This is a genomic window from Streptomyces malaysiensis subsp. malaysiensis (assembly GCF_040653035.1).
Taxonomy (GTDB): Bacteria; Actinomycetota; Actinomycetes; order Streptomycetales; family Streptomycetaceae; genus Streptomyces; species Streptomyces malaysiensis.
In genome coordinates, this window is record NZ_JBEZNG010000032.1 from 19544 (window position 1) to 43238 (window position 23695).

At 71.4% G+C, this 23695-nt stretch carries 23 protein-coding genes; 12 read left to right on the top strand and 11 right to left on the bottom strand.

All coding sequences use genetic code 11. The annotated features are described in order from the left end of the window. Positions 1-60 precede the first annotated feature (60 nt). From AB0E24_RS39580 to AB0E24_RS39600, 5 genes are all read right to left on the bottom strand, one after another. Positions 61-825: an anti-sigma factor family protein gene (locus AB0E24_RS39580; RefSeq protein WP_069863591.1), complete on the bottom strand. Its 765-nt coding sequence runs from the start codon at positions 823-825 to the stop codon at positions 61-63. After that, the gene (locus AB0E24_RS39585) at positions 822-1343 is read right to left on the bottom strand and encodes a sigma-70 family RNA polymerase sigma factor (protein ID WP_069863588.1); all 522 of its coding nucleotides are present in this window, start codon (positions 1341-1343) and stop codon (positions 822-824) included. Before AB0E24_RS39585 ends, AB0E24_RS39580 begins: the two co-directional genes overlap by 4 nt. Before the next feature lie 543 nt (positions 1344-1886). Beyond that, positions 1887-2483, bottom strand: coding sequence for a CGNR zinc finger domain-containing protein (locus AB0E24_RS39590; RefSeq protein WP_069863587.1), 597 nt, complete (start codon positions 2481-2483; stop codon positions 1887-1889). 410 nt (positions 2484-2893) lie between these two features. Then, the gene (locus AB0E24_RS39595) at positions 2894-4060 is read right to left on the bottom strand and encodes a uroporphyrinogen-III synthase (protein WP_069863585.1); all 1167 of its coding nucleotides are present in this window, start codon (positions 4058-4060) and stop codon (positions 2894-2896) included. A 289-nt stretch (positions 4061-4349) separates the two neighbouring features. After that, positions 4350-5747, bottom strand: coding sequence for a nitrate/nitrite transporter (locus AB0E24_RS39600; protein ID WP_069863583.1), 1398 nt, complete (start codon positions 5745-5747; stop codon positions 4350-4352). A 219-nt stretch (positions 5748-5966) separates the two neighbouring features. Between AB0E24_RS39600 and AB0E24_RS39605 the strand changes: the two genes are divergently transcribed. Both AB0E24_RS39605 and AB0E24_RS39610 read left to right on the top strand, forming a co-directional pair. Further along, positions 5967-6335 (top strand): DUF6247 family protein, encoded by a 369-nt coding sequence (locus tag AB0E24_RS39605; protein ID WP_069863582.1) that lies wholly within the window; start codon positions 5967-5969, stop codon positions 6333-6335. Beyond that, entirely contained in the window at positions 6332-6616 is a 285-nt protein-coding gene (locus AB0E24_RS39610) for a hypothetical protein (RefSeq protein ID WP_069863580.1), read from the top strand. The genes AB0E24_RS39605 and AB0E24_RS39610 overlap by 4 nt, the downstream gene beginning before the upstream one ends. 146 nt (positions 6617-6762) lie before the next feature. On the opposite strand, the gene AB0E24_RS39615 is transcribed toward AB0E24_RS39610, so the two are convergent. Together AB0E24_RS39615 and AB0E24_RS39620 are read right to left on the bottom strand one after the other, a co-directional pair. Then, positions 6763-7725 carry a LysR family transcriptional regulator gene (locus tag AB0E24_RS39615; protein WP_359384451.1) on the bottom strand — a complete coding sequence of 321 codons (963 nt, stop codon included), beginning with the start codon at positions 7723-7725 and terminating at the stop codon, positions 6763-6765. 279 nt (positions 7726-8004) lie between these two features. Continuing rightward, positions 8005-8880, bottom strand: a complete 876-nt coding sequence (locus AB0E24_RS39620) for an alpha/beta fold hydrolase (RefSeq protein WP_359384453.1) — start codon at positions 8878-8880, stop codon at positions 8005-8007. A 93-nt stretch (positions 8881-8973) separates the two neighbouring features. On the opposite strand from AB0E24_RS39620, the gene AB0E24_RS39625 reads away from it, so the two are divergent. From AB0E24_RS39625 to yicI, 5 genes are all read left to right on the top strand, one after another. Next, positions 8974-9867 carry a LysR family transcriptional regulator gene (locus tag AB0E24_RS39625; RefSeq protein WP_359384455.1) on the top strand — a complete coding sequence of 298 codons (894 nt, stop codon included), beginning with the start codon at positions 8974-8976 and terminating at the stop codon, positions 9865-9867. Positions 9868-10017: 150 nt separating this feature from the next. Then, a complete protein-coding gene (locus tag AB0E24_RS39630) occupies positions 10018-11322 on the top strand; it encodes an extracellular solute-binding protein (protein ID WP_147968964.1) in 1305 nt (434 codons plus the stop codon). After that, entirely contained in the window at positions 11319-12233 is a 915-nt protein-coding gene (locus tag AB0E24_RS39635) for a carbohydrate ABC transporter permease (protein WP_069863570.1), read from the top strand. Before AB0E24_RS39630 ends, AB0E24_RS39635 begins: the two co-directional genes overlap by 4 nt. A gap of 71 nt (positions 12234-12304) precedes the next feature. Continuing rightward, a complete protein-coding gene (locus AB0E24_RS39640; protein ID WP_069864164.1) occupies positions 12305-13069 on the top strand; it encodes a carbohydrate ABC transporter permease in 765 nt (254 codons plus the stop codon). A gap of 15 nt (positions 13070-13084) precedes the next feature. Beyond that, the gene (yicI, locus tag AB0E24_RS39645) at positions 13085-15352 is read left to right on the top strand and encodes an alpha-xylosidase (protein WP_359384458.1); all 2268 of its coding nucleotides are present in this window, start codon (positions 13085-13087) and stop codon (positions 15350-15352) included. A gap of 139 nt (positions 15353-15491) precedes the next feature. On the opposite strand, the gene dacB is transcribed toward yicI, so the two are convergent. After that, a complete protein-coding gene (gene dacB, locus AB0E24_RS39650) occupies positions 15492-17099 on the bottom strand; it encodes a D-alanyl-D-alanine carboxypeptidase/D-alanyl-D-alanine endopeptidase (protein WP_359384460.1) in 1608 nt (535 codons plus the stop codon). A gap of 123 nt (positions 17100-17222) precedes the next feature. Here dacB and AB0E24_RS39655 point away from each other — a divergent pair, with 123 nt between their 5' ends. Further along, positions 17223-17636: a DUF3592 domain-containing protein gene (locus AB0E24_RS39655; RefSeq protein ID WP_359384463.1), complete on the top strand. Its 414-nt coding sequence runs from the start codon at positions 17223-17225 to the stop codon at positions 17634-17636. A 145-nt stretch (positions 17637-17781) separates the two neighbouring features. Here AB0E24_RS39655 and AB0E24_RS39660 read toward each other — a convergent pair whose 3' ends face one another. Continuing rightward, positions 17782-18453, bottom strand: coding sequence for a TetR/AcrR family transcriptional regulator (locus AB0E24_RS39660; protein WP_232639497.1), 672 nt, complete (start codon positions 18451-18453; stop codon positions 17782-17784). 99 nt (positions 18454-18552) lie between these two features. Here AB0E24_RS39660 and AB0E24_RS39665 point away from each other — a divergent pair, with 99 nt between their 5' ends. Further along, positions 18553-19479 carry a zinc-binding dehydrogenase gene (locus tag AB0E24_RS39665; protein WP_359384466.1) on the top strand — a complete coding sequence of 309 codons (927 nt, stop codon included), beginning with the start codon at positions 18553-18555 and terminating at the stop codon, positions 19477-19479. Between the two features lie 9 nt (positions 19480-19488). Here AB0E24_RS39665 and AB0E24_RS39670 read toward each other — a convergent pair whose 3' ends face one another. Next, positions 19489-20004, bottom strand: a complete 516-nt coding sequence (locus tag AB0E24_RS39670) for a GNAT family N-acetyltransferase (RefSeq protein ID WP_234701192.1) — start codon at positions 20002-20004, stop codon at positions 19489-19491. Beyond that, positions 20001-21236 carry an NsdA family TPR-like regulatory protein gene (locus AB0E24_RS39675; protein WP_347236157.1) on the bottom strand — a complete coding sequence of 412 codons (1236 nt, stop codon included), beginning with the start codon at positions 21234-21236 and terminating at the stop codon, positions 20001-20003. Before AB0E24_RS39675 ends, AB0E24_RS39670 begins: the two co-directional genes overlap by 4 nt. A gap of 219 nt (positions 21237-21455) precedes the next feature. Here AB0E24_RS39675 and AB0E24_RS39680 point away from each other — a divergent pair, with 219 nt between their 5' ends. From AB0E24_RS39680 to AB0E24_RS39690, 3 genes are all read left to right on the top strand, one after another. After that, positions 21456-21923 carry an ATP-binding protein gene (locus AB0E24_RS39680; RefSeq protein WP_359384469.1) on the top strand — a complete coding sequence of 156 codons (468 nt, stop codon included), beginning with the start codon at positions 21456-21458 and terminating at the stop codon, positions 21921-21923. 75 nt (positions 21924-21998) lie between these two features. Then, positions 21999-23120, top strand: coding sequence for an adenosylhomocysteinase (locus tag AB0E24_RS39685; RefSeq protein WP_359384472.1), 1122 nt, complete (start codon positions 21999-22001; stop codon positions 23118-23120). Positions 23121-23129: 9 nt separating this feature from the next. Then, positions 23130-23672, top strand: a complete 543-nt coding sequence (locus tag AB0E24_RS39690; RefSeq protein ID WP_069863531.1) for an NUDIX hydrolase — start codon at positions 23130-23132, stop codon at positions 23670-23672. The last annotated feature ends 23 nt before the right edge of the window (positions 23673-23695 follow it).

Sequence of the window (23695 nt, forward strand, 5' to 3'; positions counted from 1 at the left end):
GGCCCCCTTCTGTGTTCTTAAGGGCAGCCGTCAACCGTACACCTCCGGGGAGGGGGTTTCTCAGAGCCTGACCTCGGCCAGCCGCTGGCCGTCCAGGGTGCGGACCTCGAAACGCTCGATCTCGTCGGTGTTCATGGCGGCGCCGCCCTGGGCGTAGAGCGGCTCCTTGCTCCAGCGGGAGCCGTCCCCGTCCTTGACGCCGTAGCCCGAGGTGGGCACGGCCCAGGTGGTGATGGTCTCCTCATGGCCGTCCTTGCCGATGGCGACCAGGTCGCAGCTGCGCGGCCCCTTGAGGTTGCCCAGCTTGAGGGCGACGGAGGTGCCCCAGCCCTTCTGCTGAAGCGAGACGGACGCGTCCACCTTGGTGACGGGGTCCACCGCGCTGAACTTCCGGCCCTGGTCGAACACCTGCTTGGAGGTGGACGCCACCACCTGGGCCTTGCCGCCGCCGTCGTCGGAGCCCTTGGTGATCGCCGCACCAGCGAGCGGGCCGCCGACGATGAGGACGGCGGCCGCGGCGACGAGGAAGAGCCGCCGTCTGCCGGAGGCTTTACGGCTCGACGAGACATCGTCCAGGAGCCGGTCGAGCAGCTCCGGCCCCGGGCGGGCGGTGACCACCGCCGGATCCGGGAGCGCGGTGCCGTCGGCGGCGGTGGCGTACTCGGCCAGCAGCGGCGGGAGGCCCATCAGCTCGTCGAGCTCGGCGGCGCACCGCTCGCACCCGATGAGGTGATCCTCGAAGCGCGCCGCGTCGGCGGGGTCGAGCACCCCGAGCGCATAGGCGCCGACCGCGGTGTGCTGCTGGTCGTCCGCTGCCGGCATCATGCCGTGACCCCCCGTTCCTCGAGCGAGAGCTTCAGGGAGCGCAGCGCGTAGAAGACCCGGGACCGTACCGTCCCGGCGGGAACGCCCAGCACTTCGGCCGCCTCACTCACCGTCCGTCCCTTGAAGTATGTCTCGACGAGCGCCGCTCTATGTGCGTCGGTGAGGTCATTCAACGCGTCGGAAATGGTCATCTGGCGCAACGCGCGGTCGATGTCGTCCGCGGCGGGCATCGCGTGGAGGGGTGACGCGTCCACTTCGTGGGGGCGTGCGCGACGCTGGCGGTGGCCGTCGATGACGATGCGGCGGGCCACGGTCACCAGCCAGGGCCGCACCGAGCCTCCGGAGCGCCGCAGTTGGTCGGCGTTGCGCCAGGCCCGCAGGAGGGTCTCCTGGACCACGTCCTCGGCTCGGTGCCGGTCGCCCGCGACCAGGCGCAGGACGAAGGCGAGAAGCGGGCCTGCGTGCTCCGCGTAGAGCGCGCGCATGAGCGCGTCGTCCGGTGTCGTCCTCTCGGTCACGAGGGCATCTTTGCGTACGCAAGCCGTCGGGTCGAGGGGGGTACGGGCTGGAAACGCTCGGCGTTCATCGGCCCTCGTGTGATGCACATCCCATTTCCGGACTGAACATCTACCGCCGCGCGACGCGTACTTGAGTCCGAGTAGGCCGACGCCGGGCGGGCGCCGGCCATCAGGAAGGGCTCCCTCCCCAAATCCGCCCCACAGGCCCCGGTCCCCCCATCCGGGGCCTGTGTCATGTCTGAATCCGATTCATGTTTTGCCGATGCTTGGGTTTAACCCGGCGAGGGCGTTTACGGCGGCGGCCTACCCGGCCGCGGGTTCACGGGGGCCGGCGCTACCGGGCGACGTGCCCAGCCGCGGGTCCCACCCGACGGCAGCGCTCACCGCCAACAAACCCAGCCGCGGGCTCACTCGACGGCAGCGCCCACCTGGCGACGTACCCGGCCGCGGGCTCACTCCACGGCGGCGCTCACCCGGCGGCGTACCCGGCCGCGGGTCCCACCCGACAGCAGCGCCCACCCGGCGACGCACCCAGCCGCGGATCTACTCCACGGCGGCGTTTACGCGGCGGCGGTGGCGGGCGACGCGCTCGCGGTTTCCGCAGACTTCGCTGGAGCACCAGCGCCGCCGGCGGCCGCGCGAGGTGTCGAGGTAGACCAGCGAGCAGGTCTCCCCCTCGCAGCGCCGCAACTGCCCGCGCGCCACCGGGTCGGTGAGCAACTGCACCGCGTCCCGGGCGATCTGGGCCAGCAGCGCACCGCAGTCGGGCTTTCCGACGAGGGCGCGTACCAAGGCGCCGTCGGGCGTCCGTACGGCGCGCAGGGCGGGCGGGGCGGTGGCGGCCAGCGCGTTCATCCGCTCCAGATCGGCGCCCGCGGCACGGCCCTCCACCTCGGTGTGGACGATCCGGTGCAGCAGATCCCGGGCCGCTCGGAAGCGGACGAGCCAGCGGTGGTCCACGACGTCGAGAGGGGTGCCGCCGGGTACGAGTCCGGCGCCCAACAGCCAGGCCCTGAGGGGCTCCACCCCGCCGAGCCGCTCGACGGGCGCCTCGCTGAGCCGGCCACCGACCGTGGCCACCAGATCCAGGCAGATCCGCCCCGAGTCGAACCGCAGGTCGTAGGCCGACGCCGACGCCATGTTCCTGTCACCCCTTGGGGAAGGCCCGATCCGGTCACCTTTCAGAGTGCCCGCCCCGCCTGTCCCCCGGAACCCCTCCGGAACCGAGCCCGGGCAAACGCCCGGCGAACCCTTCACACAGCCGAGTGCCGGAACCGACCCCGCCAGCGCTTCCAGCCCCTCCGGCGTTTGAGGAGCGGGGCCGGGGCGGAGCCCCATGATCCAGCCCCTCCGGCGTTTGAGGAGCGGGGCCGGGGGCGGAGCCCCAGCCGGGGCGGCGGGGCGGAGCCCCGTCTTTCGGGAAGGGGCGGGGTGGGGGCTACCGCCGGAGGCACCCCGCACCCCCGCACCCACACACCCCCGCACCCCCGCACCCCCGCACCCCCGCACCCCCGCACCCCCGCACCCCCGCACCCCCGCACCCAAAGCCCCTACTCCCCCGCATACTTCGTTTCGGCCGAAGGATCAAGCGCAAGCCGATACCCCCGCTTGACCACAGTCTGAATGAGCTTCGGCGCCCCAAGCGCCATCCGCAGCCGAGCCATCGCCGTCTCCACCGCATGCTCATCGCGCCCAGCCCCCGGCAACGACCGCAGCAGCTCCGAGCGGGCCACGACCCAGCCGGGGCGGCGGGCCAGGGCACGCAGCAGCGCCATCCCGGCGGGCGGCACGGTGCGCAGCTCGCCGTCGACGACCACGGCGTGGCCACGGATCTCCAGCCGCCGCCCGGCGACGGGCAACGGCCGCACCCGGCCCGGGAGTTCGGCGGTCAGCAGCTGGACGAGCGGCCCGAGCCGGAACCGTTCCGGCTGGGAGGTGGGCACATCGTGGGCCTCCAGCGGCAGCGCGGTGACGGGGCCGACGCACGCGGGCAGCACATCATGGCGGAGCGCGTCCAGCAGCTCCGCGCGCATCCCGCGCCGTTCGGCCCGGTCCAGCAGGCTCGCGGCGGCGGGCGCGCTGGTGAAGGTGACGGCGTCCAGGGCGCGGGCGACGGTGGCGTCCAGCAGCCGGTCCACGGGCCCGATGTCCTCCGGCGGCATCCAGCGGTAGACCGGCACCCCGACCACCTCAGCCCCCGCGGCGCGCAGCGACTCGACGAAGCCGGGCAGCGGCTCACCGTGCAGCTGGACGGCGATGCGGTGCCCCTCGACGCCCTCCTCCAGCAGCCGGTCGAGCACCTCGGCCATCGACTCGGACGCGGGGAACCACTCCTCGGTGAGCCCGGCGGCCCGGATCGCCCCGCGCACCTTCGGCCCGCGGGCCAGCAGCCGCACCTCGCGCAGCCGGTCGAGCAGCGCGTCGCCCAGGCCCCAGCCGTCGGCGGCCTCGACCCAGCCGCGGAAGCCGATGGCGGTGGTGGCGACCACGACATCCGGTGCGCTGTCGATCAACTGCTTGGTGGCGGCCAGGAGTTCGGAGTCGTCGGCCAGCGGCACGATCCGCAGCGCGGGCGCGTGCATCACCTCCGCGCCGCGGCGCCGCAGCAGGGCGCCGAGTTCGTCCGCGCGCCGTGCCGCGGTGACCCCCACGGTGAATCCGGCGAGCGGGCCGACGGGCTCCTCGCCACCCGCGGCTCCGGTCTGTTGTCGCTGCATGGCTCTCGTCCCGATCTCCCGGTCTCCCGATTCGCTCGCGTATGGACACCTCCGGTTCCGCATCCTGTCGCCGTCCGGTGACGGTGGCGGTTCACGGAGGTTTCCCAGGTGTAACGCGGTATACGGCCGAGGGCTTCCCCGCCGACGGTACGTCGACCCCAGGCCCCGGGACCGTACGCAGACCGTACGCCCCACCGAGACCGTACGCCGACCCACGCCCCGGGCCCCGCGGCCGCCCTGGACGGCCCCGGACGCCAGCTCGAACCGCTCAGACGCCAGCTCGGACCCCTCAGACGTCCGCGTAGGCGGGTTGCCGCTCGGACCGCGCATCATGCGTGTCCGGACCGGTGGCGGGCGCCGGGGCCGGGCGGGCGCCGCGGAGGTATACGGCCCAGGTGACCGCGGAGCACAGGGCGTAGAAGGCGAGGAAGGACACGAAGGCGGGGGTGCCGGAGTGGGCACTCGCGAACGACTCCCGGAAGGCGAGGTTGATCCCGAGCCCGCCGAGCGCGCCCACCGCCCCGATCAGCCCCATCGCCGCGCCCGACAGCCGCCGCCCGTAGGACGCGGCCGCCTCGCCCGTCAGACCGCGGGCGACGGCCTTCGCCTGGAAGATGCCGGGGATCATCTTGAAGGTGGAGCCGTTGCCGAGCCCGCTGAGGACGAAGAGGGCGATGAAGCCGAGGAGGAAGACGGACAGCGACTTCTGCGCGGAGGCGTAGACGACCACGAGGGTGGCCGCGGCCATGGCGGCGAAGTTCCACAGGGTGATCCGCGCACCGCCGTGGGTGTCGGCGAGCCGGCCGCCGACGGGGCGGATGAGCGAGCCGAGCAGCGGGCCGATGAAGGTGAGCGAGGCGGCCTGGAGCGGGGTGCGGTCGAACTGGTTCTGGAGCACCAGGCCGAAGGCGAAGCTGTAGCCGATGAACGAGCCGAAGGTGCCGATGTAGAGCAGCGACATGATCCAGGTGTGGGCGTCCCGGGCCGCCTCCTTGGCCGCCCCGGAGTCGTTGCGCACCGGCGCCAGGTTGTCCATGAACAGCGCCGAGAGCACCATCGCCACCACGATCAGCGGGATGTAGACGGCGAGCACCAGCCGCGGCTGGGCCGCCCCCGCGGTGCCGATCACCAGCAGCCCGATCAGCTGGATCACGGGCACACCGATGTTGCCGCCGCCCGCGTTGAGCCCGAGCGCCCAGCCCTTCTTGCGCAGCGGGTAGAAGGAGTTGATGTTGGTCATGGACGAGGCGAAGTTGCCGCCCCCGACCCCGGTGAGCGCCGCGACCACCATGAACGTGGTGTAGGAGGTCCCGGGCTCCATCACCACGGCGGCGACGACGGCGGGCACGAGCAGCAGCCCCGCGCTGATCACCGTCCAGTTGCGCCCGCCGAACCGGGCGACCGCGAAGGTGTACGGCACCCGCAGCACCGCGCCGACCAGAGTGGGCATCGCAACCAGGAAGAACTTCCCGGCCGCGTCGACGCCGTACTCCGGCCCCATGAACAGGACCATCACCGACCACAGACTCCAGATGGAGAACCCGATGTGCTCGGAGAGGATGGAGAAGACCAGATTCCGGGTCGCGATCCGCTCCCCCTTCTCCCTCCAGAAGCTCTCGTCCTCCGGGTCCCACTGCTCGATCCAGCGGCCCCCCTTGCGCACGGCGGTGGTGGTCGGGGCAGTCATCACGCCTCCACAGTTCTCGGTGTCGCTGCCCGACGGTAGGCACGACGCATTACCGCGCTGTGGCGGCAGGTGACACGGACGAAACCTTGCTCTCACCCGGGGGGAGGGGTGGCGGTGAGGGATGTACCGCATGCGGGGGGTGGGGGCTGACGCGCCCGCCTTGTCGCGCATTCCCGGTACCGTACCGGTGCACCGCCCGACCGCCCGCCGGAGGATCGCATGAGCAGCCAGCCGGACCACTCGTACGCCCCGACGACCCCGCAACCGGCCGCCACGCCCGAGGCGCTGCGCGCGGCGGTGGCACAGGTCGCCCCCGGGTCCCTGGCCGCCTTCGACGCCGAGCGCGCGGAAGCCGTCCAGCAGGCTCGCGCCGAGGTGAGCGCGGCCCCGCTGCGCAGCTTCACCCGGCAGTGGGCGGTCAACGTGGCGATCGCGCGCCACCCGGCGCGCGCTGCCCGTCTCCGCGAGTTGGAAGCGCTGATCGCTGAAACGGACGACCTCGTCCAGGCCCGCGAGGCCGCCGCGGAGGTCGGCCGGATCCTGGACGCCGCGTTCGCCGAGGCCGGGGTGAAGCGAGGAGACGCGTGAGCGACGCATGGCGCTGGGAGTACGACCCGGACGAAACGCACGTCGTCGCCGGACTGCCCGGCCACGTGGTCCGAGAGGTGGAGCGCCTCGCGCATGAACTGGTCGACCTCGCCGGCCTGGGTGTCGATGTCACCGATCTGGGCAAGGGTCCGCAGCCGGGTGTCCCGGGTGGGCTGCGCCGCCTCGGTATCGGCGGGGACGGCTGGCTGTATTTCCTGGCCATGCCACGTCTGCGGCTCATCGTCGTCACGCGCGTCATTCCGCCGTACGAAGACCTCTAAGGGGTCCTTGCACTATGAGCGCCCGAGATGAGGTCGCGTGGTCTGGTGCGGGGGGCACCTCCCAGCGGTAGCGGGGGAGCATCGCAAGGCGCCGGAGAGGTGCGGTGCCAGGCCGCGCGACCCGGGCGGGCATAGTGCAAGGACCCCTAAGCACGGCGCCCCGCCTCGGGGCGTGGCAGCCAGGAGCCCGGTGGGCGGGTGAGCCAGTCGGAGGCGGCGGCGAGTGTGCGGGCCGCCGCGTGGAGGGCGTCCAGGCCGGGGTGGCTGAGGCCCTTGCGCCACAGGATGGAGACGGGTGAGAGCGGAACGGGCTCGGTGAGCGGGCGCAGCACCGTACCGGGGAGGCGGATGAACACCTCGCTGGCCAGCACCGACCAGCGGCGCTTGGTCACCACCCGGATGAACTCCTCGTCCCCCTCGATCTCCGGGAACGGCTCCGCCATCGCGATCCCGCGCCCCGCGAAGAGCTGGGCGGCCAGGTCCGTCCACTCGGTGGTGGTGTGGTTGCCCGCCGCCGCGTACAGGGTCTCGCCCGCGAGCGCGGACAGCGGGATCCGCTCGAGCTCGGCCAGTGGGTGGTCCTCGCGCAGGACCACGGCGAGGCGCTCATAGCGGATCAGCCGGTGCTCAAGCCGGGCCAGCACGGCGGGGTCGAGGCCGTGGGCCCGGCCGAAGGAGATGTCGAGACGGCCGGCGAGGAGTTCGGCGGCGGCCCCGGCCAGCCCGCTGTGGAAGCGGGCCACCAGCTCGGTCTCGGGGCCGAGACCGCGCCGCGCCTCCGCCAGCACCTGGCTCCCGGTGCTCACCGGGGCGCTCACGTCCACCAGCAGCGGACGGCGCTCGGCCCCGCTGAAGGCCGCCACCAGATCGTCCTGGGCCTGGAGCACCCGCCGGGCGTACGGGAGCAGCCGCTCGCCCGCGGCCGTGAGGGCGACCTGGCGGGTGGTGCGGACGAAGAGCTCCGCGCCCAACTCCCGCTCCAGACGGCGGATATCGCGGCTGAGTGCCTGCTGGGCGACGTAGAGGCGGGCGGCGGCGCGGGTGAAGTGCAGTTCGTCGGCGACGGCGGTGAAGGCGCGCAGCAGCCGCGGTTCGATGTCCCGGTTCACCGCACCATGGTGGCCGACGCCTCCGACACCCGACCAAAATTGACAACAGATATGCGTGAATGGGCCCGGATCAGGTGTTGGACCGGCCCCGGGTCCGCCCGGGACCGTGGAGAAATGATCCTCTTCCTCGCCTCCCGCCCCATCGTCCCCCGCCCCTCCCACACCACCCCACCCCCACCACGCCGCCGACCGCCCCGCGTCCAGAGCATCGCCAGAGCCCTCCTGACCCTGCCCGGCCTACACACGAGGGCCCGGGACAGCGCGGCCGAGTGACCACTGTCAGGATCTGTCGGCCTCCGTCAGGAAGGGACCGAGCACGGACAGAAGGGGGCTCGGGCGTTCTTCGGGGAGGTAGTGGCCGCTGTCGTCGATCACGGCGCCGCGGGTTGCCGGGGCGACCTGGCCGAGGCTGTGGAGGGGGGCCGGGCCGCCGGCCCGGCCGGAGCCGATGGCCAGGGTGGGCATCGGCAGCGGGGTGCGGGCGAGTTCGGCGATGGCGGCGGTGTCGGCGGGGACGTTGCGGTAGTACGCGAAGCCGTTGGCCAGCCGGCCCGGCCGGGTGTAGCCGCGCAGATAGGTGTCGACGTCGGCGGGGCGGATGGCCCCGGTCTCCATGGCGTGGCCGTAGAAGTGCTCCAGCAGGATCCGTTCCCGGCCCTCGGCCAGCTCCTCCGCGAGGCCGGGCACCGCGAAGAAGCCGAAGTGCCAGAGCCCGGCGCGGGCGATCAGCTCGGTCAGCCCGAAGCCGTGCAGGGGCACGGCGAGCAGGGTGAAGCTGCGGACGTGGGCGGGGTGGGCGGCGGCCCAGGCGTAGCCGATGGGGCCGCCCAGGTCGTGGCCGACGACATGGACCCGGTCCAGGCCCAGCTCGGCGCGCCAGGCGTCGAGGAGGTCGGCGGCGATCCGGACGCCGTGGCCGCGCGGGGAGGAGCCCGAGTCGCCCAGGCCCGGCAGGTCCACCGCGAACACCTCGTGGTCGCGGGCGAGCCGGGGGATCACCTTGCGCCAGGCGTACCAGGTCTGCGGCCAGCCGTGGAGCAGTACGACGGGGGTCCCGGAACCCGCCCGCACCCAGTGCAGCCGTACGCCCTCGACGGTCGTCTCGCGGTGCTCGTGTGCTTCGTCTGTGCCGTTCGTGCCGTTCGTATCGTTCATGTCCCGCAGTCGAGCATCGGAGCGGCGGTACTTTCTCCTTCGATATATGAGACGTGAAGGGATTATTCGCGATCAGATATAGGCTTGGCCCTTATGGAGCTGCGCCATCTCCGCTATGCGCTCGCCCTCTCCGAGCACGCCCACTTCGGCCGGGCCGCCGCCGCGCTGGGCATCCGGCAGCCGCCGCTGTCCCAGCAGATCAAGGCGCTGGAGACCGAGCTGGGCGTACAGCTCTTCGACCGCACCGGGCACGGGGTGCGGCCCACCGCCGCGGGTGAGGCGTTCCTGGCCCGGGCCCGGCAGGTGCTGGACCACCTCGATCTCGCCGTACGGGACGCGGCCGACGCCGGCCGCGGCGAGACCGGCACGCTCGCCATCGGCTTCCTCGGCACCGCGCTGGCCGCCGTGCTGCCCGAGGTGCTCACCGCCTTCCGGATCCGCCGCCCGCAGGTCCGGCTGGAGCTGCGGGAGCTCCCCAGCGCCCGGCAGGTCGAGGCGCTGCTGGACGGCAGCCTGGACGCCGGGGTCATCTGCGGCCCGCCGCCCGCGGCCGCCCGGCGGCGGCTGACCAGCCTTCCGCTGGGCCGGGAGAGCCTGGTGGCCGCGGTGCCGTCCGGCCATCCGCTCACCAGTGCCGCGGCCGTGCCCGTACAGGCACTGGACGGCGAGCCGCTGATCCTCTCCTCGCGGCAGGCCGAGCCGGCCGCCGCCGATGTGGCGCTCGCCGTGTGCCGGGCCGCCGGGGTGGAGCCGAGGATCGCGCATGAGGCGCACAATCTGCACACCCTGCTGGGGCTGGTCGCCTGTGGGCTGGGGATCGGCATCGGACCGGCGGGGATGCGGCGCTTCCGGCATGTGGGGGTGACCCTGCTGCCGCTGGAACCGGCCGCCGCCGGGCTGGAGTTCCACCTCGCCCACCGCTTCGGGCCGGTGCCGAGCGTTCTGGGCGCCTTCCTCCGCACGGTGCGCCAGGTCCATCGGGGCTGACCGCCTCCCCGCCATGTCTCCGGGTACGCCCACCCGTTTCATCAACGGCATTGACTTACCTCCGCCACCCCTCGTATACCTCTCCCCATCGAAGCGCTTCGACGAACGTTGCACGTGCGCCATTCCTTCCAACCCTCTCGGAGGCAGCGGATGTTGACGGCACGGAAACGGACGACACGAACGGTGGCCGTCATAGCGGCCGCGCTCGCAGGAGCCCTGGTCATGGCGGGTTGCGGAGGCGGCGGGGACGAGGCCGGGGACGGCAAGTCGCTCAGGCTGTGGCACTACGAGGCGCCCAACAGCGCCATGGGCATCGCCTGGAAGCAGGCGATCGAGGAGTTCAAGAAGGGCCATCCGGGCGTCACGGTGAAGGTCGAGGAGAAGGGCTTCGAACAGATCCAGAAGACCGCCTCCATGGTCCTCAACTCCGGTGACGCGCCCGATCTGATGGAGTACAACAAGGGCAACGCCACCACCGGGCTGCTCTCCAAACAGGGCCTGCTCACCGACCTCACCCCCGAGGTCACCAAGCGCGGCTGGGACAAGCCGCTCAGCCCCGGGGTGCGCACCACCAGCCGCTATGACGCCCAGGGCGTGATGGGCTCCGGCAACTGGTACGGAATCCCCAACTACGCCGAGTACACGATGGTCTTCTACAACAAGACCCTCTTCGACAAGCACCACATCGAGGTCCCGGCCACCTTCGCCGAATTCACCGCCGCCCTGGAGGCGTTCAAGGACAAGGGCGTCACCCCGCTGGCCAGCGCGGGCGCCGAATACCCCGCCCACCAGTACGTCTACCAGCTCGCCCTCTCCAAGGCCGACCGCTCCTGGGTGGACGCCTACGAGCAGTACAAGGGCAAGCCGGACTTCCACGACCCCGCCTGGACCTATGGCGCCACCACCTTCGCCGACTGGGTGAAGAAGGGCTATATCGCGAAGAGTTCGAGCGGCGCCAAGGCCGAGGACGCGGGCGCGGCCTTCATCGCGGGGAAGTACCCGATGTTCTTCTCCGGCAGCTGGTGGTTCGGCCGCTTCAAGTCCGAGATGAAGGACCAGTGGGGCACGTTCCGCTTCCCCGGCTCCCAGCTCACCCTCGGCTCCGGCGGCAATCTCTGGGTCGTCCCCAAGGGCGCCAAGAACAAGGAACTCGCCTACGACTTCATCGACATCACGATGAAGAAGGGCATCCAGAACACCCTCGGCAACAACGGCGGAGTGCCCGTGGCCGCCGACCCCTCAGCGATCACCGACCCCAAGTCCAAGAGCCTGATCCAGGACTTCACCGCCTACTCCGAGGGCGACGGCCTGGCCTTCTACCCCGACTGGCCGGTCCCCGGCTTCTACGACACCCTCGTCTCCGAGACCCAGAAACTGATCACCGGCAGCGCGAACCCCGATGACTATCTGGACGCGCTGAAGAAGGCGTACGACGCGGGCGCGCCGAAGGGATGAGCTCCCACGGCCACGGCGTACAAGGGCGGCGCCGCGAGTATCCGTACGCCCTGTTCCTGCTGCCCGGCGCGCTGGCCTTCCTCGCCGTCATCGTCGTCCCGTTCCTGATGAACACGGGGATCAGCCTCACCCACTGGCAGGGCGTGGGCAGCCCGAAGTGGGCCGGGCTCGACAACTACCGCGAGCTGCTGGACGACTCGGCCTTCTGGGAGTCCTTCCGGCACAGCCTGGCCATGGTGGTGGCGATGGCGGTGCTCCCCACCGCCCTCGGCCTGGTGCTGGCCGCCGCGCTCTTCGACTACGTGGCCAAGCACATCGGCACCCGTACGGCGAGCGTGCTGCGCGCCTGCTTCTATCTGCCGCAGGTGCTGCCGATCGCGGTGGCCGGGATCGTCTGGAGCTGGATCCTCGCCCCGGAGAACGGCGCGCTCAACGAGGCGCTGGACGCCGTCGGCCTCGGCTCGCTGCGCCATGACTGGCTGGGCGACCCGGACTTCGCGCTCTACAGCGTGATGGCCGTGATGGTCTGGGTCCAGCTGGGCTTTCCGCTGGTGGTCTTCATGGCGGGGCTCCAGCGCGCCGACCCGTCCCTGCACGAGGCGGCCGAGCTGGACGGGGCCTCGTGGTGGCGGCGGTTCTGGCATGTGACGCTGGTGCAGATCCGCCCGGAGATCTATGTCGTGCTGCTGTGGTGCACCATCGCGGCGCTCAAGGTCTTCGGCGCGGTGTATGTGCTCACCAAGGGCGGACCCGGTGGGGCCACCAATGTCCCCTCGTACTTCTCCTTCCAGTCCTTCTTCGAGAAGACGCAGGTCGGCTACGGCTCCGCGGTCTCCACCGCCCTCACCGTGATCATCCTGGCGCTGGCCCTGGTGGCATTGCGTCTGCAAACCCGGGCGGAGGACCGGTGAAGGCCCCAGAGCGACACCGCGCCCCGGTCCGCTATCCGGTGCTGGCCGCGCTGATCGTGGCGGCCGTGCTCATGGTGCTGCCGTTCCTCGTGGTGGCCCTCAACGCGGTGAAGTCGCCCGCCGAGTACTCCGCGAACGGCCCGCTGAGCCTGCCCGAGGGAATCCACCTGGACGGGCTGCGGGACTTCTGGCAGCGGGTGGACTTCGGACAGAAGCTCTTCAACTCCGTGCTGATCTCGGGCTCGGTGGCGGTGCTCGCCGCGCTGCTGTCCGTGCTCAACGCGTATGCGATCGGCGTCGGGCGGGTCAGGGGCCGCCCCTGGGTGCTGGCCTTCTTCGTCCTGGCCAACATGCTGCCGCAGGAGGCCCTGGTCTACCCCGTCTACTACCTGTCCAAGCAGGTGGGTCTGTACGACACCCGGCTGAGCGTGATCATCGTCTTCACCGTGATCCAGTCGGCCTTCGGCACCTATCTGCTCTCCTCCGTGCTCGGCGCCTTCCCCAAGGAGATCATCGAGGCGGCACGGATCGACGGCGCCAACAAATGGCAGGTGCTGTGGCGGGTGGTGGTGCCGGTCAGCCGCCCCACCATCGGGGTGCTGCTGGTCTTCTTCTTCATCTGGACCTGGAACGAGTTCCTGCTGCCCCTGGTGATGCTGATCTCCAACGACAACCAGACGGTCTCGGTGGCGCTCGGTGTCCTCCAGGGCCAGCGGCTGATGGACGCCACCATGACCAACGCGGCCGCCCTGCTGGGGGTGCTCCCCGCGTTCTGCTTCTTCCTGATCTTCCAGCGGACCCTGACCCGTGGCATCGCCATGGGCGCGGTCAAATGACGAGGAGGGCCCCGCATGAAGTTCAGTGACGGCTATTGGAGACTGCGCGAGGGCGTCCGCGCCGCGTACCCCCATGGGGTGCTCGATGTGGAGACCGGCCCCGGCACCCTCACCGTCCACGCCCCCACCCATCCCGTCCACCACCGCGGCGATCTCCTCAAGGGCCCGGCCCTCACCCTGACCTGCACCGCCCCCATGCCCGATGTCATCGCCCTCCGGATCACCCACTTCGCGGGCGGGGTCGAGCGCGGCCCGTCGTTCGAGATCGCCCGCGAGCAGTACGACGCCGAGGTGAGCTGTGACGACGAGGAGGCCCGGCTCACCTCGGGCGCGCTCTCGGTGCGCTTCGCCCGCACCGGCCCCTGGCGGATGGAGTTCGAGGCCGCCGGGCGCGCGCTCACCAGCAGCGGCGTCAAGGACATGGGCATCATGGAGACCGCCGACGGCGGCCACTACCTGCGCGAACGGCTCGCGCTGCGGGTCGGCACCTCCGTATACGGCCTCGGCGAGCGCTTCGGCCCGCTGGTGAAGAACGGCCAGGCCGTCGACATCTGGAACGCCGATGGCGGCACCGCCACCGAGCAGGCGTACAAGAACATCCCGTTCCTGCTCACCGACGCGGGCTACGGCATCTTCGTCGACCACCCCGGCCGGGTCTCCTTCGAGGTCGGCTCGGAGGCGGTCTCCCGGATCCAGTTCAGCGCCCGGGACCAGGAGCTCACGTACTACGTCATCCACGGGCCCACCCCCAAGGAGATCCTGCGCCGCTACACCGCGCTCACCGGCCGCCCCGCGCTGCCGCCCGCATGGTCCTTCGGGCTGTGGCTGTCCACCTCCTTCACCACCTCCTACGACGAGGAGACGGTCACCGGCTTCGTCGACGGCATGGCGCAGCGGGCGCTGCCGCTGTCCGTCTTCCACTTCGACTGCTTCTGGATGCGCGAGTACCAGTGGTGCGACTTCACCTGGGATCCTCGGGTCTTCCCCGATCCGGAGGGCATGCTGCGCCGGCTGCGCGAACGGGGCTTGCGGATCAGCGTCTGGATCAATCCGTACATCGGCCAGCGCTCCCCGCTCTTCGCCGAGGGCAAGGCGGCCGGCCATCTGCTGAAGCGGCCGGACGGGTCGGTATGGCAGTGGGATCTGTGGCAGCCGGGCATGGCGCTGGTGGACTTCACCAACCCCGGCGCCCGCGACTGGTACGCGGCCAAGCTGACCGCGCTGCTCGACATGGGCGTGGACTGCTTCAAGACCGACTTCGGCGAGCGGGTGCCGACCGATGTGGTGTACGCGGACGGCTCCGACCCCGAGCGGATGCACAACTACTACACCCACCTCTACAACCGCACCGTCCACGAGGCGCTCGGCGAACGGCGCGGGGAGCGCGAGGCGGTGGTCTTCGCGCGCTCGGCCACGGCGGGCGGCCAGCGGTTCCCGGTGCACTGGGGCGGCGACTGCGAGTCCACCTACGAGGCGATGGCCGAATCGCTGCGCGGCGGACTCTCGCTGGGTCTCTCCGGCTTCGGCTTCTGGAGCCATGACATCGGCGGCTTCGAGGGCACCCCGGACCCGGCCCTGTTCAAACGGTGGATCGCCTTCGGGCTGCTGTCCTCGCACAGCAGACTGCACGGCTCGTCCTCCTACCGGGTGCCCTGGCTCTTCGACGAGGAGTCGGTCGCGGTGCTGCGCCACTTCACCCGGCTGAAGCTGCGGCTGATGCCGTATCTGTACGAGGCGGCGCGGCAGGCGCACACCGAAGGCATCCCGGTGATGCGCGCCATGGCCCTGGAGTTCCCCGGCGACCCGGGGTGCGCGGGACTCGACCGGCAGTACATGCTCGGCGGCGATCTGCTGGTCGCCCCGGTCTTCGCCGACGAGGGCGAGGTGACGTACTACGTGCCCGAGGGCGTCTGGACGCAGCTGCCCGGCGGGCGGACGGTGCGCGGCCCGCGCTGGGTGCGCGAGACCCACGGCTTCCTCAGCGTTCCGCTGCTGGCCCGCCCCGGCGCGGTGATCCCGTTCGGGGCGGCCGAGGACCGCCCCGACGCCGAGTGGGCGGACGGGATCACGCTACGGGTGTACGAACCGGCGGCGGACCCGGTCACGGTCCGGGTGCCCCGCCCCGACGGCACGACCGCCGCCACCTTCACCGTCGTCCGGGACGGGACGGCGCTGCGCGCCGAGGCCACCGGCACCTCGGCGCCTTGGCGGCTGGAGGTGGCCGGCGGCCCGTCCGCGGACGCGGCGGCGGGGACGGCGGTGCTGACGGTGCCGCTGCCGTAGCGCTGGCGCTGGCGCTGGCGCATCGGCGGAAGTCGGCTGCGGTTCGGTAGCGCCCCGAAGGGGCGCGGGGAACTGCGCGACCAGCCACGACGGTGCCGCGGACGATCGACGGCAGGTCAGGGCACTTTCAGCGGAGCGTTTAGCAGCCCCGGGGCTTGTCCCAGGAGCATTCGAGTCCGGCGTCGGCCGTGGCGGCGGTGGTGGCCGAGTCGCCCCGTACGGCCCGGGGCCGCACCGCCTCCGCATGGCCCGCGCCCGACTTCGCGAGCGTCACCACGATCGCGTCCTCCAGGTTCTTCACCGATGAGGCGAGGTAGTTGTTGAGGACGACGCTGTAGACCAGCTCCCTGCCGTCCGCGTCCGTGACATAGCCGGAGAGCGCGGAGGCGCCGGTCAGGGAGCCGGTCTTGCCGCGGGCGTTGCCGGCCGCCGGGGTGGAACACATCCGCGTGCGCAGGGTGCCGCCCACGAACCGGTCAGGGGCGCAGGCCACCGGCAGCGAGGCGTACCAGTCGGCGTACCAGGGCTCGTCGCGCACCGACAGCAGCAGCTCGGTGAGGCGCCCGGCCGCGATGTTGTCCATCCGGGACAGCCCCGAGCCGTCCACCTGGCGCACCGCGCCGGTGTCCACGCCCCGCTTCTTCAGCCAGTCGGCGATGGCCGCGAGCCCCGCGTCCCAGCTGCCGCGCCCGGCCGTCTCATGGCCGATGGCCTTGGTGAGCGCCTCGGCGTGGATGTTGTTGGACAGCTTCATGAAGGGGATGAGCAGCTCCTTCAGCGGCATGGAGCGGTGCGCGGCGAGCGTCCGGGCGTCCGCCGGAGCGGCCCGGCCCAGGCGGGTGGGCCCGGCCACGCGGACGCCGTGCCGTTCGAGGGCGTCGGCGAAGACCGAGGTGGCGTAGCCGGTGGGCGCCCAGACGCTGACCCACTCCTTGACGGTCGCCGCCCCGGCCGGGAGGGCGCCGCTGACGGTGATGGTGTTGGAGCCGTGCTGCCGCTCGACGGTGAGGGTGCCGCCGCCGGTGGTCGCGCGGTTGTCGATCCGTACATAGGCGTTCGGCGGCGTCACCGTGACCTTCGGCCGGTCGCCCGCGGCCGCGCCCGGGGCCACCTCCACGATGACGCTGCCCGCGTCGTAGTCGGTGTCGGGGGCGAGGGTCAGCGCGGAGATCTGCGCCGCGTAGTACGACGACTCGTCGTCGGCCGCCCAGGAGCGGCCCACCCGCTGCGCGTCGAAGCGGGTGTCATCGGCGATCAGCCGCCCGGTGACCCGGGTGATCCCCGCGTCGGCGACGTCCTTCGCCAAGCGGTCGTAGTCCGCGGCGAGCATCGTGGGGTCACCGGTGCCGCGCAGATACAGATCGCCGCGCAGCACCCGGCCGTTGCGGCTGCCATCGGTCAGGACATCGGTGCGGAAGCGGTGGCCGGGGCCGAGCAGCCCCATGGCGGCGGCCGAGGTGAACAGCTTGGTGTTGGAGGCGGGCATCAGCCGGTCGTCGGGCCGGTGCTGGTACAGAACGGCGCCGGAGTCGGCGTCGGCGACCACCACCCCGGCCGCGCCGCCCTTCAGCAGGGGGTCCGCGAGGATGGTGTCGAGGGCGTCGCCGATCCCGGCGCGGGAGGTGTCCGCACCGGCGTCCGCACCGGCCGGTGAGCTCCAGGTGAGGGTGAAGGCGAGTCCGATGACGAGAGGGATGACGAGGGGCCAGATCCAGCCGTGCGCACGACGGTTCAGGGGTCTGCTCATGTCACGGGAGGATCCCGCACCCCGTCATTTCGCGACAGAGCGCGCGGGCGGCAACCGGAGCTCCGGATCAACGCGTCTCCTGTGGCGTACGGGGATTCGAACACGACGAGAGGCGGTTCAACGATGGCCGTGCCCGGAGCGGATCTGCTGTGCGTCGCGGTCGGATTGTTGCTCTACGCCTGCGCCTGGCGCGACGCCCGGCTGGTGCGACGGCTGCGCCGCGAGGGGTTCCGTACGGAGGGCCTGGTGGTCGCCAACATCGTGGACCGCCACAGCCAGAACGGAAACCGCAGCACGACCCAGACGCCGGTCATCCGGTTCCATGACCACCAGGGCTACATGGTGGAGTTCACGACCGCGGTCCAGGGCGTCGGCCTGGGTCTGGCGAACGGCCGAAGGGTGGACGTGAGGTACCTCCCGGGCGAGTCACAGAAGGCCCGGGTATGGATGCGACGCCACATCATCGGCCCGGCAGCGGCCCTGACCCTGATCGGCACGCTCTTCCTCGGCTTCGGCCTGGTGATCGCCTTCAGCTGACCATCGGGGGCGCCGGGGAACACGACCATGAACGCCAGCCAGCCGGGCACGGCCGTAAACCCCAGCCGGTCCGGAGGCGGCCGTAAACCCCAGCCGGTCCGAACACGACCACGAACGCCAGCCGATCCGACCACGGCCACGAACATCAGCCGGACGCGGCCGTCAGCGCGAGGCTCGCGGGGAGGGCGGCGACGGCCTCGCGGAGGCGGTCGGCCAGTTCCCCGGCGGTGGGCGGCTCGGTACGGGCCGCGCCAACCGCCGCGTCGGCCCCATCCGCCCGTGCCACCCAACTGGCCAGCGCCCCGTGGAACGCGGCGACCAGCATGTCCACCGCCAGCCGCGGCCGGAGGTCGCCCGGCGCCCCGAGGCCGAACCGGCGGTGCAGGATCGCCAGCGCCTCCTGCGTCGTGGCCTCACAGAACTGCAAACCGTGCGCACCCATCGAGGGGGTCCGCTCGGCCAGCCGCCGGCTGAGCAGCATCCGCCGGGCCCAGCCCTCGTCGTCCATCCGCTCCAGCGCAGCCAGCAGCGCATCCCGCCCCAGCTCCACCACCGGCAGCCCGTCCGGCTCCGCGGTCTCCAGCTCCTCCAGGAAGGCCCGCCACAGGTCCTGGTCGGGGGCCATCGCGACGTCTTCCTTGCTGGTGAAGGTGCGGAAGAAGGTGCGCTTGGAGACCTCGACCTCCTCGCACAGCTCATCCAGCGTCACCCCGCCGAAGCCACGCCGGGTGAACAGCTCCAGCGCGGTGTCGATCAGCGCCTGGCGGGTGCGCCGCTTCTTGCGTTCACGCAGTGAGGAGTTGGGAGCGGCAGTCACGGCAAAAAGTGTAGCCCTCATCAACGACGCCACTTGCACGCGTTTGCCACTCAGTGGCATAACTGAGGTCGTCAGCCTCCATCGGAAAGGCGAACCGCCATGCGCGCCCTGCTCGTCGACCACTCCTCCCCCTCCGGCCTCCGCCTCGGCGAAACCGCCGACCCCGAACCCGCCCCGCACCAGGCACTGGTCCGGGTGACCGCCACCTCCCTCAACTACGGCGAGGTCGCCCACCGCACCGAGGCCCCCGACGGCACCGTGCTGGGCTGGGACGCCGCCGGAGTGGTCGAGCGCGCGGCCACCGACGGCTCCGGACCGGCGGCCGGAACCCCCGTCGTCACCCTGGGCGCGGACGGCGGCTGGGCGGAGCTGCGCGCGGTGGACACCGGAATGCTCGGCCTCCCGCCCGCCGGCGCCGACCCGGGCGCGATCAGCACCATCCCGGTCGCGGGCGCCAGCGCCCTGCGCGCCCTGCGCCGGATCGGCGACACCCTCGGCCGGCGCATCCTGGTCACGGGCGCCACCGGCGGCGTCGGCCGGTACGCCGTACAGCTCGCCCGGCTCGGCGGCGCGCATGTCATCGCCACCACCGGCGACCCCGACGCCCACGGCGACGATCTACGGGCGCTGGGCGCACATGAGGTGATCACGGAGCCGGAGGAGCTCGGCGAACCGGTCCACGGCGTGGTGGACATGGTCGGCGGACCGCAGCTGGTGGCGGCGTACGACAAGCTCGCCGCGCACGGCACCCTGGTATCCGTCGGCCATGTCACGAGCCAGCCCGAAACCTTCCCGTTCGGCGCCCTCTACGGCAACGAAGGCCGCCACAACCGCTCGATCGTCACCTTCTACCTCCTCGACCGCCCCGACATCGGCCCGGACCTGAGCTGGCTCGCCCAGCGCGTCGCGGCGGGCGACCTCGACCCCCGCATCACCTGGCGCGGCGGCTGGGACCGCGCCGAGGAGGCCGTCACCGCCCTACTGAACCGCCGCCTCCACGGCAAGGCGGTCCTGGACATCGGCTGACCGCCGACGTCACCGCACCATGACCGTCAGGACCGGCGCCTCCGGCGAGGACTGGGCGGTGCCCATCGTCCGGTAGCCCCATGACACGTAGAGGGCCTGCACCCTCCCGTCCTGGTTCAGGGGGTTGACCATCAACGAGGCTTGCGTCTCGGGCCGCCCGGCCAGCAGGACGTCGTGCAGCCCACGGGCGATCCCCTGCCTGCGCCACCGCTGGCGGACCATCATCTCTTTCACCGCGACCGTGGAAGCCCCCGCAATGGCCGGCTCGGGCTCCGGCCGGATGCGGCGCCACCAGCGGTCGTCCGCTCCGGCGAGCCGGTTGGCGTAGATGTAGCCGATGGGCTCGCCGGAGTCATACGCCACCACGGCCTCCCACCCCGGTTCGGCGGCATGTCGGTGCAGCCGCTCCCCGAATGTCTCCGGGGCGTAGTGCGGCAGGTGGAGCTTGTGCGCCCAGCACTCCTTGTAGATTCCCACCAAGTCATCCCACACGGACTCCACGTCCCCGATCCGGACGAGGCTCACGCCGTCCTCCACCGCTGCTCCCACAAGTCGTAGACAGGTCCGGGCGAGATCCGGCGAAGGTCACGGCTGAACGAGTCAAGCATGGACCGTACCCGGGGGTGCTCCACATCGATGGAGCCAGCGGTGACCACAGCGCGCTCCGCCTCTCCCTGCCCGAGCTGGGCGCGCGCCAGGCGGGCGGTCGTGATGGCCCGGGAGCGGACGAGATGGGGGCGGAACAGGGTGAGGGAGGCATGGGCGTGCGCCTCCGCCTCGGCCCCTCGCCCGGCGGCCAGGTACGCGGTGGTGGCAAGGCTGTGCACTTCGGCTTCGTCGTAGAACGCGGTCAGCCACAGCGGCCGCCGCTCGCGCGGATCGGCTCGGACCATCGCTTCCCGGGCACAGCCCAGGGCACGATCCACACCGGCCTTGTCCCGCGTCAGGCCGAGGATCGCGGCATGCCGGGCGTGGCCGAGGGAGGCGAACAGCGGGTCACGGCGGGTGATGGACAGGCGTCGGGCGACATCGTTGGCGTCGAGGGCATCGGCCGGTCGGCCCAGGTGGCGGTAGAGACTGCCCTTGTGGGACCAGACGCGGAACAGGATGGTCTGATCGCCGGACTCCTGGGCAAGGCTGGCCGCCCGCTCGTGATGCCGTAGGGCCGCGTCGAAACGACGCCCGTCGGTGGCGGCCCACATGGCACTGGACACGCAGGCGGCGGCCGTGGCGTACAGGGCGTGCCTGACGCGCTGGGAACACGAACCACGCTGGCGCAGGGCAACGGCTTCATCCGCCAGAGCCAGGGCAGCGGCCTCGGTCTGCTTGTCCCCGCCCTTCTTGTGGTCGGCGGCGATGAGTTTGGCGAAGCGGCCTTGCAGAGCCCGTACGTCGCCCATGCCGACGCGGTAGGGCGTGGCGGGAGCCGGTGCGGTTACGGCCGCTCCCAGCGCGACTCCCGTGGCGAGGGCCTGGCGGCGGTTCACGTTGTCCTCCGGAGGGGCGACTGGGAGACGGCCCGGCGGGGGAATGAATCCCAGCTCGACCGGTGCCCGGCCCAATGTCATCGTGAGGGCGCGGCGCTGGAGTTCGTGGGGCCAGCGGGTCTGTCCGCTCAGCCACCGCCGCACCACCCGGTCACCGATCCGGCCGGGCCGTCCGGTCACCCGCTCGATGGCCTTGTTCACCGCCTCGGCCAACTTCTCCTGCGTTAATCCAGCATCGTCCAGGGCCATTTGGAGGGCTTGGTTCCCCATGCTTCCACGGTAGACACGCACGCACAGCCCACCAAGAAACTTGGCCAAGGGGAGGCAAAAAGGTCCGGGTGCGTGCGGGTAGGGCGGATTGCACATGCCCTAAACACGGAGCGCTTCCGAGCGTTGACTGGGTGTCATGCAGCGCCAGGCCGTCCACACGAGCAGCCCGTTCCCCGGGGTCTCCGCGCCGCCTGGCCCACTCACCAGAAGGCCGACGAGATGACCACGATGATGACCAGCAAGCCCTCACCGCTCACACCCACTGGCACAGGCCATCCGACCCACACCCAGTCGCTCCCGTGCGCCGAAGAGTCCGTAGGCATCGCGCGCCTGTCGGTCGCCGCGACCCTGCGGGCCTGGGGGCTGGAGGACCTGGTGGACGATGCCCACTTGATCGCCTCAGAGCTGGCCACCAACGCGATCCGGCACGCCACCCGCCATATCCCCGACCCCGAGCGGCGCGGCCGCTTCCGCCTCAAGGTCGAACGCCCCAGCGATCACCTGGTACGAATCTCGACGTTCGACCGGTCCCGCACGATTCCCCGCATCATCGAGGCGAGCGAAACGGCCGAGTCCGGGCGCGGCATGGCCGTAGTGGACGCCGTCTCCTGCCGGTGGGGCATCGACCTCAAGCCGTGGGGCAAAGGCGTCTGGGCAGAGTGTGCCACCCCGGATCACCTGCCGTGACGCGTGACCGCAGCCCGACGCACCCGGTGCCCAGACCGAAGCACCGAACGTCCCTGCCTTCGTAAGGAGATGCACGTGGAAACCACGGACCTTGCCCGGCTGGATACCTACTTCGGCCGCATCGTGCAGCGGTTTCATCTGCCCGACCGGCCCGCTTCGCTCCTGGTCACGCATCTGCTGCCCGAGCGCCCAGCGTTCGTCCGGGCCGTGGCCGGTCTGTCGGACCTGCGTGCCGTACTCCCCAAGCCGAAGTCGATCAGCATCACCGCCCGCCGGGAGGTCGAGCGGTCCTTCCCCTGCGACGCACTGTCCCGGGACCTGTTCGCAAACCCGGATTCCGCCGTGACGTATCTGGAGACGCGAGCGGCGGGCGATGACGTGTTACTGCTCGACGTGGGCGGCTACTTCGCCCCCGCACTGGAAGCCCTGTACGACAAGTTCTCCGGCCGGATCCTCGGCGTGGTCGAGGACACCGAGAACGGGCACCGCCGGTACGCCGTGATCGACAAGCTGCCCTGCCCCGTCGTGTCCGTGGCCCGCTCACCGCTCAAGGACCCAGAGGACTTCCTCGTCGGCCAGTCCATCGTGTTCTCCACCGAAGCCCTGCTACGGGGGAGAGGCGACATCTTGCACGGCCGCCCCGCCCTGGTTCTCGGATTCGGGAAGCTCGGCTCCAGCATCGCCCGCCTCCTGCACGTCAAGGGCATCCACGTCACCGTGTACGACGTCAGCCCCATCCGGCGCGCCCAGGCGCTCTCCCAGGGCTTCGGCGTCGCCCGCGATCGGGACCACGCCCTCACCCAGGCCGGACTGGTCCTGTGCGCGACCGGTTCCCTGTCGCTGCGCGGCGAGGATTTCCCGCAGCTCCGCAACGGCGCCTACGTGGCCACCGTCACCAGCAGCGAAGACGAACTGGAACTGGACGGGCTGCCGGCCAGCTATACCCGCAGCGCCGCCGGAGATGGCATCACCCGCTACCTCGCCACCGGCCACTACTTCTATCTGCTCAACAACGGCAACGCCGTCAACTTTCTGCACGGCGCCAGCGTCGGCCCGTTCATCTTCCTCGTACAGGCCGAGATACTGGCCGCCCTCCGCATGCTGGCGCGGGGAAACCTCGCCCCGGGCATCCACGAGGTGTCGTCCGAGGACCGTGCGACCATCGCCGCGACCTGGCTCAACTACTACAACCGCTAGGGGAGACCCGTGCCCATCACGGCCAACCAAATCCGCGCCGTCATCGGCGACTACACCAGCGCCCATCCCGAGGAGAAGATGACCCTCGCGCCCGTTCTCAATCTGCTGGATAGCGGCGCAGACCTCACCAGCCGGAAGGAATTCCGGGGCCACGCCACTGCCGGGGCCGTCCTGGTCGACGACGACGGGCAGGCCCTGTTCATCGAGCACTTGGCGCTCGGCAAGTGGCTACTGCCCGGCGGCCACCTGGAGGACGACGACGCCGACCTCATGGACGCCGCCCTACGGGAACTGGCGGAGGAGACCGGCATCAGTGCTGGTATCGTCCCGCTCTCACCCGTCCCGGTGCACGTCGACGTACACGCCATCCCGGCCAATGACGCCAAGGGCGAGCCCGACCACCAGCACTTCGACTTCCGCTACCTGTTCCGCACCACTACTGGCAGGGACGTGACCTTGCAGGCCGAGGAGGTCAGCGGTTTCGCGTGGCGGGGCCTGGACACCATCAGCGACGAGCGGCTGAGGAACCGTGTTCGCGCCGCCTTGCGCTGACCGGGACCTTGGCTCCGACGGCC